We start from the raw sequence: 13897 nt of genomic DNA on the forward strand, positions 1-13897 counted from the left end.
ACCAAGTTAAGCAAAGAATCAGAAAAGCAGTTTGTTTCAACCGCTACATCCCGTAATATGTGGCTTTTGACGTGAAGGAATCCACATGCTGAAGATTGTGTACAGTAATGACAGCAGACAACTTGCTGCCTGGCTTGCTGAACAGCTTCAGTCTGAACCGCTCAGTCCGTTTGAGCAGGAAAATATTATTGTGCAAAGTAACGAGCTGGCGCGCTGGTTGTCGTTATTTATCGCCAATGAACAAGGCATTGCTGCCAATACCGAGTTCCCTTTTCCTTCGGCCTATATCTGGCGTTTGTTTCGGCAAATCTGGCCCGATATTCCTTTACATTCTCCCTATGCTAAAGCGCCGATTAGCTGGCGTTTATTTGCCATGCTGCCTGAGTTAGCCAATGAGCCCGAGTTTGAGGCGATTGCAGCGTACTTAGGTGAACAAGCCGATGAGTTAAAGCGTTTCCAGTTAGCCGAACGGCTGGCCGATACCTATGACCAATATCTGATGTATCGACCGGACTGGATAGCTGAGTGGGAGCAGGGAGAAAGCGCAAACTGGCAAGGGCATCTATGGCAGAAAATAACGGCTGACGATGCTGAACCCATGCACCGGGCCAGATTGTTAAACCAGCTCAATCAGCTTTTACAAACAGCCACAGAAAAGCCTGCAGGTCTGCCAGAACGACTCAGTATTTTTGGTATTTCTTCGCTGCCACCTGTCTATTTACAGACCTTTGCCCTGATGGCGAAGTTTGTCGATATCACCTTGTTTTATTTATCACCCAGTCAGCATTATTGGGGGGATTTGATCGACCCCAAACAGCAACAACGTCAGCAGTTGGAATTGATGCTGGACGATCCCGAACCAGAATTGAATGCGGATGTGGGTCACCCTTTATTGGCAAGCTTAGGCAAACAAGGTCAGGAGTTTTTTCGCCAATGTCAGGACTTGCCTCATGAAGCTGAGACCTGTTTTGTTGAGCCCATACCAGACACCATGCTTGGCATGTTGAAAAGCGATATGTTTGAGCTGGAGGTCGGTGAGCAGCAAGTGGCGAGTGCTGACGATAATTCTATTCTGATTCAGGTCTGTCATAGCCCGATGCGGGAAATGGAAATTTTGCAGGATCAATTGCTGGCTTTATTTGAACAGCACCCTGATTTATCACCCACCGATATTGTGGTGATGACGCCGGATATTGATGTGTATGCACCGTGGATTGAAGCTGTATTCGGAGCAGCTGATCCTGCCCACGCTATTCCCTTTAGTATTGCTGATAGCAGCGGCCAGCAGGAAAGTATTTTGCTCAATGCCTGGTTCAGTATTCTGGCTTTGCCACAGTCACGGTTTGATGTGGAAAGTGTGCTGGCATTACTGGAATGTCCGGCCATCCAGCAACGTTTCCAGCTTGATGAAAACGCTTTGTTATGGCTACGCGAATGGTGTCAGCAAACCCGGATTCGGTGGGGCCATGATGGCAAAGATAAAATGGCATTAGATTTACCTGCTAATGACGCCAATACCTGGCGTGCCGGATTAGATCGTTTGTTACTGGGCTATGCGATGCCACTGACAGAGCAGGGCGAGCCATGGCGTTTGTTTGATGGCCAACTGGCGATGGATGGCATTAGTGGCGATAAAGCCAGAATTGTGGCATCAGTTTCGCAGTTTATTGCGGCACTGGATAACTGGCGACAATGGTTAGCTCAGCCTCGTACACCACAGGATTGGCAACAGCAGCTTAATCTGTGCCTGGATAGTTTTTTTGATGCCGAGCATCTGGATGATCCACTGGCAGAACGCGAGCTGATTTCTATTCGTACCCAGCTCGATCGTATGATTGAAAGTACTGAACTGGCCGGATTTGATGAACCACTTGGCATTGACGTGATCTTAAGCTGGCAGCAATCTCACCTGGAACCGTTGGATAACAGTCATCGTTTTATGGGGCATGGTGTCACCTTCTGCGGCATGGTGCCGATGCGGAGCATACCTTTTGATGTGGTATGCCTGATTGGAATGAACGATGATGTTTTCCCACGCCGCCAACCGAGTTTAGGCTTTGATTTGCTGGCACACCATCATCGTGAAGGTGATCGTTCTCGCCGTGATGATGATCGGTATCTGTTCCTCGAAGCCTTATTATCAGCTCAGCAAACACTTTATATCAGTTATATCGGTGCCAGCATTACCGATAATGCCGAGATCCCACCGTCTGTGTTGATTAGTGATTTACTGGATTATCTAGGTGAGAGATTTATCGATGAGCAAGGCCAGTCGGTAATAAACCAGCTGGTGACACATCATCCATTACAGGCATTTAGCCGTCGTTATTTTGATCAGCAACATAACAAACTGTTTAGTTTTAATGCTCTGCAATGTCCGGTTTCATCTGAAGATAGCCAGTCACAATTGTGGTTTGCAGAGCCATTGCCAGAAGCGGATGACGCATGGCGTGATATCAATTTGATGCAACTGAATCAGTTCTTTATGCATCCGGCCCGGTTTCTTTGTCGTGAACGATTGGGAGTCAGATTGGAACTGGATGAAGATGAACTCAGCAGCCGAGAACCCTTTGAATTAAACGGGCTGGAAGCCTGGCAACTGCGGCAGTGGTTATTAGAAAACAAACTGAGTGATACGCCGGATCTGAATATTTCTGAGCTGGTGCAGGCGACGGGCATGTTACCGCAAGGTGAGTTTGGTGATGAATGGCTGCAACAGGAGAGTCAGAAAGTCGAAGCGTTTATTGATACCTTAACGCCATATTTAACTGAGCAGCGTCTTCCTGCTGTGCCATTTGAATTAGAAATTGGTAAATTCACGCTGAGTGGTCAGCTTGATAAGCTGAGTGCATCAGGATTATTGAGATATCGTTTATCTCGTAAAAAAGGACGAGATCTGATCAACGGCTGGTTAGAGCATTTGATTCTTAATATTCTTAAACCCGAGGGCGTCACGCTGGAAACACAATTGGTGTTTGAAGATGAAGAGATCACCTTCACCCCAGTCATCGACGCTCAGTTTTTATTAGAACATTATCTGAACTTATATTGGCAAGGCTGTCAGCAACCACTGCCTTTGTTTGATAAAACCAGTCTGGCTTATGCCAAACAAGCCTTGAGTGATAAACCAGAAAAAGCCCAGCAAGCTGCTGAACGCACCTGGGCCCCAGCCGGTGAATTTGTGATGGCTGAGCAGGATGATGCCTATTACCAATGCTGTTTTCCTGCTAATCCTCTGGATGAACGCTTTGCCGACATTGCTTTGCAAGTGTACGAGCCGATTCAACAACACATTGAGGGAGGGCAATTATGAGCGCCCAATTTGATGTGAATACGGTTGAGCTCAAAGGCATTAATCTGATTGAAGCCAGTGCTGGTACTGGCAAAACGTTTACGCTGGCAGAGCTTTATTGCCGACTGGTGGTAGAACAAAAACTGGAGGTCAGCCAGATTTTGGTAGTGACCTATACCCGTGCAGCGACCGAAGAGTTACGAGGACGTTTACGGGCAAGATTGGTGAGTGAGCGTAAACAGCTTAGCCAACAACAGCAGGCGGACCCTCAGGCGATTAAACGTTTGCAACTGGCGATTCAAAGTTTTGACGAAGCCGCTATCTACACCATTCACGGTTTTTGTCAGCGAGCCCTACAAGATTTTGCATTTGAGAGCGGCCATTTTTTTGATATGGAAATGGTGGCTGACGAACAAGAACTTCGACAAGCGGTAGCTGATGATTTCTGGCGTCGCCATATTAGCTCGGCTGATAAAGCCTTTGCTCGATATTTATTACAAAAACACCAAAATCCGGAAAGCTTATTGCAGTCGGTGAGCAGTGTGATCGGCAAGCCTTATCTTGAAGTCATCCCATTACCTGAGATGGCAACCGAACCATTACAAAGTTTATTTAATGAGCAATTCGATCACGTTCAGTCGCTGTGGTGGCTACAGCGTGAACAAGCTATTGCTGTATTGCAGGACAAAAATTTACTTAACGGTAATAAATATCGTACTGCCAGTGTCAGCAGCTGGATTGCTGAAATGGATAATCTGATGCAGGCCGGAAAACAGGCGGGCTTGTTTGAGAAGTTTGCCAAGTTTGGTCAGGCTGAACTGACTCAGGCATTAAAAAAAGGTCAGGAGTTACCTGAACTCGATTTATGGCGGGCTTGTGATGCTTTGCTTGATACTGAGCAACAATTGCAAACAGCCCGATCATTACAGCTGCAACAACTACGTCAGCAGTTGGCGGAATATCTGGCGAGTGAGCTACCAAAACGCAAGCAGCAATTAAAACTGCAGGCTTTTGATGATCTGCTGCTTAATCTGCAACAGGCGCTTCACGGACCGCAGGCAGATAAGCTGATTGCTAAAATTCGTGAACAGTTTCAAGCAGCATTGATTGATGAGTTTCAGGATACCGATCCAATTCAATACGATTGTTTTCACACGATTTTTGCTAATACGCAGCAGCCCGTGTTTTTTGTCGGCGATCCTAAACAGGCGATTTATAGCTTTCGTGGCGCTGATATTTTTACCTATCTGCAAGCCAAACATGCTGCTAGCAATGAGTTTAATCTGGATACTAATTGGCGATCACATCCACGTTTAGTGCAGGCCGTTAATCATCTGTTCGAACGCGTGCCGCAGCCATTTTTATATGAAGATATTCCGTTTCTAGCGGTCAAGGCTGCACGTCCTGACGAGGCGTGTTTAACCATCACTGGACAAGCCGTGTCGACCTTATCGTGGGTATGGATGGCAGATGACAAGCCATTTAATGTCAGTGATATGATGCAAAACGCCGCAGATATTACAGCTGATCAGATAGCTGATTTATTAAATCAATCTACTGCTGGTGAGGTCATACTGACCGATAAAGAGGGCAGCCAGCGTGGCTTGAATGGTGGTGATATTGCGATCTTAGTCAGAAGTCACAAACAAGCAACAACGATTCAACAGGCTTTACGGGCTCGTGGTGTGAACAGTGTGCAACAGTCGCGTGACAGTGTGTTTGAAACCCCTCAAGCAGTGATGTTGGAGCGGGTCTTAATGGCGATTGCTCAACCAAGCAATGACAGCTTGATTGCCACAGCTTTAGCCACGCCACTATTTGCCAAAACGGCGTTGGATATCTACCAGTTACAACAAGACGAACAGCTTTGGTTACAACAAACTGACTTTTTTGTTTCTCTGCACGAGCAGTGGCAGCAGGCCGGATTTATTGTGATGTTTCGTGCCTTAATTGCTGCACTGGATGTGCAGCGTCGCTGGTTAGCTTTTGCTGATGGTGAACGGCAATTAACTAACTTATTGCATTTAGCCGAACTGATTCAGGCACATGCGACCCGCCGCAATAATACGACGGAAGCCATTTTGATGTGGTTAGCTTCACAGCGTCAGGCGGCCGATAAAAGTGGCGATGCAGCTCAGATCCGTCTGGAAAGTGATGAGCAACTGGTCAAAGTCATTACCATCCACACCAGTAAGGGGCTGGAATACCCGATTGTGTTTTGTCCTTTCCTTTGGCATCAGAGCCAGTTTAATCAATCACCTACCGTGATGACCTTTCATCGTGAAGACGATAATCAAGCCTGTGTGGCATTTGGTGAACCTGGTTTTTCTGAAGCTCAGCCGATTGTGGCTGAAGAACAGCAAGCCGAGGATTTACGTTTACTCTATGTGGCATTGACCCGTGCTCGTGAGCGCTGTGTGATTGTCTGGGCACCGGTGAAAAATGTGCAGCAGAGTGCGTTGTTTCAGCTACTTCATCCCGAGTTAGAGAGTGTTGATGCGGGTCAGATGCAGCAAGATTTGCAGGAGATGGTCAATGCACAAAACACGAATATGGATACGGTGAACTGGGACCTGGAAGCAGCACCTATTGTCAAACAAGCTGAAACGACAGCAGAGACATTACAGGCCCGAGAGTTTCAGGGGCTGATTCAGACACCATGGCATATCGGCAGCTTTACTGGCCTCAGTCATGGCCAGCATATGGAGTTGCCAGACCATGACGCACCATTGCTGCCAGTCGAAACGCCTAACAGTGAACCACGCCAGGATCGTTTTGGTTTTCCAAAAGGCGCTAATGCGGGTACCTGTTTACATAGCTTATTTGAGCATTGGGATTTCCAGCAGCAGAATGAAGAACTCAGCTTACTGGTGGATAAAACATTGAGCCAATTTGGCATTGATACAGAATGGTCTGCCACCGTGTCATCGTGGTTAGAGGCCGTTGTCACCACGTCATTAGATAAGCAAAGCGGATTGACCTTACGTGATATTCAGCCACATCAGCGTTTAGATGAAATGGCATTTTTCTTTCCAGTGACGCATCTAACAACAAAACATTTAAAAGACACCTTACTGCCATTTGTGGCTGATTATCCGATTCTCAATCCTATAGTGAAGTCATTACATTTCGCCGATTTGAGTGGCTTTATGAAAGGCTTTATTGATCTGGTCTTTGAGCAGGATGGTCGCTTTTATATTGCTGACTATAAATCCAATTGGTTAGGGACTCAGGCAGAAAACTATCAACAAGCGCTATTGGATGAGGCGATGGTGGCACATAGTTATCCATTGCAATATCTGATTTACAGCCTGGCTTTGCATCGTTATTTAAAAACACGATTGCCTGACTATGACCCTGAACAGCATTTTGGTGGGGTCTATTACTTATTCATTCGTGGCATGCATCCTGATTGGGGACAATCGGGTGTGTATTTTGAGCGGCCATCGCCAGCATTACTTGAGGCACTTGATTTGTGCATGTCTGAGGTAGGCGATGTCTGATTTGCTGAAGTTATTACAGCAGCACGGTTTAAGCGAATTAGCTTGCCAGTTTGCCGCTTATATTGATCGTAAAGAGCAGGGCATGCGCCCAGTAGTGAGTATCACGGCAGCATTATTGTCTGAAGCGATTGCGGAAGGTCATGTTTGTCTGAATTTGCAGCAATTACCGACATTTTGTCAGCCACTGAAATCGGTATTACCTGAAATCGTTGATGACTGGATGGAAATCTTGTCATTAGCCAAAACAGTCGGGCAACCCGGCGATTACACACCGCTGATTTTGACAGAACAAGGTTTGCTTTACCTTTATCGTTATTATCGTGATGAGCAGGATGTTGCCAGTCTGATTCAACAACGTTTACAGCCTGTGAATGATATTGATCTTGAACAGCTCAATGAGGATTTAGGCCGATGGACCAGTGTGATTGAAGGGCCAGACTGGCAAAAAATCGCTGTGGCGGTGGCATTGAGCAGACAGTTCGCCGTTATTTCCGGTGGTCCTGGCACGGGCAAAACCACGATAGTATTAAGCATGCTCAATAGTTTGCAGCAGCAATCTCCCGAGCTGCATATTGGTTTGGCTGCACCGACAGGTAAAGCGGCTGCCAGATTGCAGCAATCCATTAGTACGCAGCATGCTTATGAGGTTAAAACGCTGCACCGTTTATTGGGTATTACCGAGCATAACGATCAGGGCAGTTACCATGCTGAACGACCGCTGCCTTTAGATGTGTTAATTATCGATGAAGCCTCAATGATCGATATCAGTTTGATGGCCAAATTAATGCGAGCTTTATCGCCGTCAGCCAGACTGATTTTATTAGGTGATAGTCAGCAACTAGCTTCAGTTGAGTCGGGTGCAGTGCTGGCAAATTTAAGTGAAGGTAAACAAGGGCAGTTCACCGCTGAATTTAGTGAGCAGTTTCCTGAGCTGGAGATTCCAGTGACCGAAACATCAGCGCCATCCACTTTGCTCAATAGCTTTGTGCGTCTGCAACACAGTTACCGCTTTGATAAAGACAGTACTATCGGACAATTAGCTAAACAGGTGAATGATGGTGATGTGTTAGCGTCACTCGCGTTATTGAATCCAGCAGCCAGTGACATCTGGTATGACACGGATGAAAAGCAACAGCAATCACGGTTTCTAAAGGGGTACCAAGCCTTTATCGACGCGGTTGAGTCTAAACAAACCCCGCAAACGGTGGTAGAAGCGTTTGATTCATTCAGAATTTTGGCCGCCTTAAAACAAGGGCCACAATCGGTGTTATCGGTTAACCGCTTGTTGATGCGTTTATTAGCACAACGCGGCTGGCGAACCAGCTTACCGTTTTATGCTGGCAGACCAATCATGATCACCCAAAACGATTATCGGCAACGGCTGTTTAATGGCGATACCGGTATTATTTTGTATGACGATAGCGGCCAGCTCCGCGCCTGTTTTTGTTTTGATGAGGAGGTACGTTGGGTACCGATTAACCGGCTTCCCGCTCATGAAACCGCCTTTGCCATGACGGTGCATAAAAGCCAGGGCTCAGAGTTTGATAGCGTCAGTATTTTATTACCGGATGAAATCAGCCCTATTCTTAATCGTGAACTGCTGTACACCGCGATTACCCGAGCCAAACAACAGGTGTTTATTCTGAGTAAAGAAGGCACGCTGCGTCACACCATTCAAACCCGACATCAACGTGAAAGTGGTTTAAATAAACAGTTAAAGCAAGCTGATGATGGTGTTTAGAAAATCCGTGCTTAAAGTCTGTTCTGATTGGCGTTAGATGCTTAATTCCACTCAGCTAACGTTTCCAGATAGCCACTATCAAAACTGGACAATTTTATCAGTCCATCAAGATCATTTATCACTATATGACCCTGTTTATTATCAATTAATCCTAAATCACGTAAGTGTTTTAAGGTACGGCTGACATGAACAGAGGAGATCCCGAGCGTGTCACCAATCAGGCTTTGATTAATGGGCAGATGAAAATCACAAGCACATGATCCCAGGCGCATTTTCATTTCTACCAGAAAATGAGCTAGTCGCTCAGGCGCATTTCGCCTGCTGATGTTGACAATTCTCTCAATTAACATAGCTTGCTCTCTGGCCATGATGGTGAAGAAAATTTTAGCCAGCTTAGGAGATTGTTCAAAAATTTTCGTTAGTGATTGTTTAGGAAATGGATGCGCTTTCAGCCTCGTTAACGCACGAAACTCTGTGAATGAGTTTTTCAATCCAATTTCTTGTAAGCCGATAATTTGTCCTGGCAGGAAAATATCCAACACCTGTCTTTGGCCATCAGCCAGAGTTTTGATGGCACATGCCAGACCTGACTGGAGTGTATAGAAATAATTGTTGTACTTACCTTTACGTGTCAGTTCTTCACCGACTTGAAATTCACGTTCATTATTTTCTAGAGTCATCAGTAAGTTGACTTCATCTTCCGTTAAATCAACCACCCGTTCAATTTGATGAACGATACAACTCCGTACATTACCAAAAGCTAGATCCATTAAAACTCACATGAAAAATGTTAAATGAAAGCGCTACTTCCCTCGGAAATGGGGGAAAGCATGTCTCCGATAATCATCATTCATAAATTGCTGAGCGTTTTAGATGAACGATGAAATAAATATCAATCATCAAAAATTCACACCAACCTTGGGATAAAGTGACTGTTGATCATCAAGGACGCCAAGATATGGCTATTTGAATGCTCCGTCTTTAACAATTGTTAAATTGATAGAAAATTGTTGAAAAAATCGGAAATTATCTGTGAGAGGCAGGGCATTTTATCTTCACAGACAGAGATGAGACTCAGTCACACAAAGGTCTATGCATAGTTCATCATCTCGTTTTATAAGACACACCTGATTTTTTAGGAAAACAGTGTTTTTGTATTTAAGCAGAGTGCTAGTATATAGTTCGAAAGACAAATCTATTTGAACGTGGGACCGTCAATGAAACAGTCATGTCTTAGTGTTTACCGGTTTATCTGTTTAGCTATTATCTGGTTGCTGTGTTCGAGTAGTGTTTATGCCCAGGATTGGATTTATACCGTTGTTGACGGAGACAATCTCTGGAATCTAAGCGAACAACATCTTGATAAAGTCACCCGGTTTGAACAGTTACGTAAACTGAATAATATTGAGAATCCCAAACGTTTACAGCCTGGCACCAGAATCCGTGTGCCACTAGCCTGGATTCGCAGCAATCCGGTTGCTGCAAAAATTATCTCCATTACCGGTATCGCTGAAATTCAACGTGCCAGAAGCTCGACAACGGAGCCAGCAAAAGTCGGATCGTTAATGCAGCTTGGTGATCAGCTATCGACAGAGGATGACAGTAGTGTGGCTATCGAGTTTGCCGATAAGTCAGTGTTGTCACTTCATGAGAATAGTCTTGTGCATTTTGACCATTTAAGTGCTCATGGTGTCACCGGCATGGTCGACTCCAGACTGAACTTGTTAAAAGGCCGTATGGACACAAAAGTCACGCCTGCTGTGGGTCCTGGTTCACGATTTGAAATTGAAACACCCTCTGCTATAAGTGCTGTTCGAGGTACGGTTTACCGAGCATTGGTGATGGATAATGGCGATAAGTCGAATATAGAAGTCTTACACGGGAAGGTCGCTGTTTCAGGCGCCAACAAGCAATTACTGGTGAACAAAGGTTATGGAACCCAAGTGGCCACTGGTCAACCACCTTTGCCACCAAAAGCACTTTTGCCTGCCCCCATTTTTGAGCCAATTCCTGACACCATCACTGAAATCAATTGGCGATTAGCCTGGTCAGAAGTTGCTGGGGCAAAAGCCTATCGAGTTGAAGTAGCGACAGAAAATGATTTTGACACCTTGGTTTGGGAAGGCATCACTGAATACAATCGTGCTGCTTTTCCCGATCTGCTCGATGGCCACTACGCTGTCCGCGTTCGTGCCATTGACTCACTGGGGCTTGAGGGCATTAATCAGCAGGCCATGATTCAGCTTAATGCTCAGCCGCAACCACCGATTGCATTGAAACCGGTAGATCAGCAGGTTTTCCGTGAGCAGTCGCCCAGCTTACAATGGACAGCAGCGGATAATGCTAAAGCCTATCGCCTTGAAATCGCAGCTGATGACAAGTTCACCCTGCCGCTATTGGACAAAACGCTCAGTGATTCAGAATTTGATACTGCCTCTTTATCAGCATTGGGATATTACTACTGGCGTTTATCCAGTATTGCTAGTGACGGTGAAGTTGGGCCTGTCGGACCAGCACGTTCGTATCAAATCAAACCGATTCCTGAGAAAGTTGAAGCGGCTGTCTCGGCAGAAGAGAGTGGTCAGTTAGTCGCTAGCTGGAATGTTGGGATGGGCCAACCCAATTATCGTGTGCAAATTGCAAATGATAAGGCATTCAATGACATCATTATTGATGAAACAATTGATAAAGCTGAATATGCATTTGAACCGTTTAAGGGGGATGAACGCTATCTTCGTGTCAAGAGTATTGAGCAGGATGGCTACGAAGGACCATGGGGTTCGACACAAACTATCCAGCCTCTGCCTGAAGAACCAGTGAACTACTGGCCTTTGGGTTTGTGGACTATCTTTACCATTATTCTTATCTAATACTGTGAGGCTTTCTGACTCTCATCGTAGTTGGATTATTGGCTCATTTTTAGTTCTTTTTTTTGTTGCAGCAGGGTTTTTCTTATCTGAGAAAAAAACACTGCAACGATTAGACTTGCTGATTTACGACGTGATGCTGCCTTTGCATTCACCGAAAATGAGTGAGCAAATTGTGATTATTGCTATTGATGATGCCAGCATACGGGCATTAGGAAGGTGGCCTTGGTCGCGTCACCAGCATGCGAAATTACTCCAAGAACTTCAAAAAATGTCGCCAAAAGCTATTGGCATTGATTTGATCTTTTCTGAGCCTGAAATCAACAGTAATGCTGATCAGTCTCTCGCTCAGGCTATGCTTCAGAATCAACACACGGTGCTAGTGGTGGCGCCCATCAAAGAAACCTCTGATTCTCTGATTGTTGAACGTTTACCCATTCCCTTATTAGCGTCAGCCGCAGCGGCTCTGGGGCATGTTGATGTGGAATTGGATATTGACGGTACTAATCGTCATTTTTATCTATATACAGGACTGGGTAATCCCCACTGGCCTAATGTTGCGTTGGCTATGCTTAAAGTAGGGGAGGATGCGGGTGATTATGGTTCACCAAGTCAGCCCCTGAGTGAGTACTCGGTAGCAGGTTGGGTACGAAGCCATAAAATGATGTTGTCATTTACTTCCGCTGACAATCTCGCCAAACGTATTTCTTTCAAAGATGTGCTGGAGGGGCGTGTCGACTCAGAGCTTATCAGGGACAAGTATGTATTAATTGGCGCAACATCAGCAGGCATCGGTGACATGATTTCAACACCAGCCAGTCGCTCTCATCAACGTATGCCAGGGGTTGAGATTATTTCTCAGGAGATGAATACGCTTTTACAAGATTCACACTTGTATGAGTTATCGCCGTCCATGCAGTCCGGCTTAACCATACTGCTGATTATAGTAAGTGTGGGTGCTATCGTCCTGTCACCACTGCGATATTCATTGATAACAGCCGTTTGTAGCCTCATCTTTATTCTCAGTTGTTCGTTGTTTTTATTGTTGGTTTACAAACTATGGTTTGCTCCAGCGACAGCATTCATTTTGACAGCCATCGCCTGGCCGTTATGGACTGTCTGGCAAAACCGTATGTCGGATCGTTTTATTGAAAAACTGATTGTTCAGTTAGATGCACAAGCTAGACAGCATATTATTACTGGCTTACCCAATCACATTACGTTGCAGGAAGAGCTATACAAACTAGGCACACTCGACCAACCGGCCAAATTAACCGCTTTGATCATTATTCATGTGAATAAGCATGAATCAGCGATAAGTGTGATTCACCGTGCAATTGGTGACTCCTTACTGGTAGTAATAGCCAACCGTATTAAAGCGGCTGTAGGAGATGAGGTCTTTGTCGCGCATTTAGAAGAAGACGATTTTGCAATTTTACTCTCTGGACAAAGCGATCTTGCCTCTATTCAACAATCAGCGAATGCTTTATTGGCTCAAATTCAAACCCCTTTTCATTACCTGGATGAAGAAATTGTGCTGTCGCCGAATATGGGTATCAGTGTCTGGCCAATGGATAGCAGAGATAGCTCGGAATTACTTCGCAAAGCCTTCACCGCGATGTTTAAATCCAGAATGGATGAGTCCTTACCGATTTGTCTCTACACGGCCGATATCGGTGAAGAAATACAAGCCCGAGTCGAGCTGGAAAAAGCGATGACAGGGGCATTAGAGAGGAACGAATTCCAACTCTGCTATCAACCTCAAGTGGAAGCCAGCTCAGGAAAGATAATCGGAGCAGAAGCCTTACTACGCTGGCATAGTCCAGACTTAGGATCAATTGGACCAGAGACTTTTATACCGGTTGCAGAACAGTCAGGATTGATTAACTCTCTGGGTGAGTTCGTCCTTAGAAAAGCGTGTGACGATCTTAAACTGATGAAAGAAGCCGGACTGGAACATATTCGCATTGCTGTGAATTTATCACCATTACAGTTTGCCAATATGTCGCTTGCTGATGATATTGCCGAGATATTAAAAAGCAGCCATATTGATCCATCAAGACTGGAGCTTGAAGTTACTGAAAGCACGCTGATGCGAAATATGAATACCGCCGTTGAAGCGATGATGAATATTAAAAAACATGGTATGAGTTTGGCGATTGATGACTTTGGTACAGGTTACTCGTCACTCAAACACCTACAACTGTTTCCACTGGACTGCTTGAAAATCGACAAGTGTTTCACTCGTGATATTGAAGATAAAAGTTCACTTGAAATTACCTTGTCGGTTATTGACCTGGCTAAACGACTCAATCTTCGTATTATTGCTGAAGGGGTTGAGACAGATGCACAGGCAAAATTCTTCCGTCTGCATCGCTGTGATGAGTTGCAAGGCTATTTATTCAGTAAACCGATTCCGGCGCAAGCGTTGATTGAACTGATGAAAGAGCAAGCTGAGGTTGCTTAGTCAGACAGATGTTTTAAGCGACTCCAT

The 13897-nt window shown here is 45.3% G+C and carries 6 protein-coding genes; 5 read left to right on the forward strand and 1 reads right to left on the reverse strand.

Features of this window, described 5'->3' with window-relative positions:
- Positions 1 to 85 precede the first annotated feature (85 nt).
- Genes recC through recD form a run of 3 tightly spaced genes read left to right on the forward strand, consistent with a single transcriptional unit; the run spans position 86 to position 8536 of the window.
- Positions 86 to 3313: an exodeoxyribonuclease V subunit gamma gene (gene recC / locus B3014_RS07220; protein ID WP_289243344.1), complete on the forward strand. Its 3228-nt coding sequence runs from the start codon at positions 86 to 88 to the stop codon at positions 3311 to 3313.
- Positions 3310 to 6795, forward strand: coding sequence for an exodeoxyribonuclease V subunit beta (gene recB / locus B3014_RS07225; protein WP_289243345.1), 3486 nt, complete (start codon positions 3310 to 3312; stop codon positions 6793 to 6795). The genes recC and recB overlap by 4 nt, the downstream gene beginning before the upstream one ends.
- The gene (gene recD / locus B3014_RS07230) at positions 6788 to 8536 is read left to right on the forward strand and encodes an exodeoxyribonuclease V subunit alpha (RefSeq protein WP_289243346.1); all 1749 of its coding nucleotides are present in this window, start codon (positions 6788 to 6790) and stop codon (positions 8534 to 8536) included. The genes recB and recD overlap by 8 nt, the downstream gene beginning before the upstream one ends.
- A 41-nt stretch (positions 8537 to 8577) precedes the next feature.
- Here recD and B3014_RS07235 read toward each other — a convergent pair whose 3' ends face one another.
- The gene (locus B3014_RS07235; protein WP_289243347.1) at positions 8578 to 9306 is read right to left on the reverse strand and encodes a Crp/Fnr family transcriptional regulator; all 729 of its coding nucleotides are present in this window, start codon (positions 9304 to 9306) and stop codon (positions 8578 to 8580) included.
- Between the two features lie 447 nt (positions 9307 to 9753).
- On the opposite strand from B3014_RS07235, the gene B3014_RS07240 reads away from it, so the two are divergent.
- Together B3014_RS07240 and B3014_RS07245 are read left to right on the forward strand one after the other, a co-directional pair.
- A complete protein-coding gene (locus tag B3014_RS07240) occupies positions 9754 to 11406 on the forward strand; it encodes a FecR domain-containing protein (protein ID WP_289243348.1) in 1653 nt (550 codons plus the stop codon).
- A gap of 4 nt (positions 11407 to 11410) precedes the next feature.
- Positions 11411 to 13870: an EAL domain-containing protein gene (locus tag B3014_RS07245; RefSeq protein WP_289243349.1), complete on the forward strand. Its 2460-nt coding sequence runs from the start codon at positions 11411 to 11413 to the stop codon at positions 13868 to 13870.
- Positions 13871 to 13897 lie beyond the last annotated feature (27 nt).

The organism is Methylophaga sp. UBA678, assembly GCF_002299105.1.
Taxonomy (GTDB): Bacteria; Pseudomonadota; Gammaproteobacteria; order Nitrosococcales; family Methylophagaceae; genus Methylophaga; species Methylophaga marina.

Bases quoted from the DNA above. Each gene is read 5' to 3' on its own strand.
- recC (WP_289243344.1), top strand. From the start codon at position 86: ATGCTGAAGATTGTGTACAGTAATGACAGCAGACAACTTGCTGCCTGG.
- recB (WP_289243345.1), top strand. From the start codon at position 3,310: ATGAGCGCCCAATTTGATGTGAATACGGTTGAGCTCAAAGGCATTAAT.
- recD (WP_289243346.1), top strand. From the start codon at position 6,788: ATGTCTGATTTGCTGAAGTTATTACAGCAGCACGGTTTAAGCGAATTA.
- B3014_RS07235 (WP_289243347.1), bottom strand. From the start codon at position 9,306: ATGGATCTAGCTTTTGGTAATGTACGGAGTTGTATCGTTCATCAAATT.
- B3014_RS07240 (WP_289243348.1), top strand. From the start codon at position 9,754: ATGAAACAGTCATGTCTTAGTGTTTACCGGTTTATCTGTTTAGCTATT.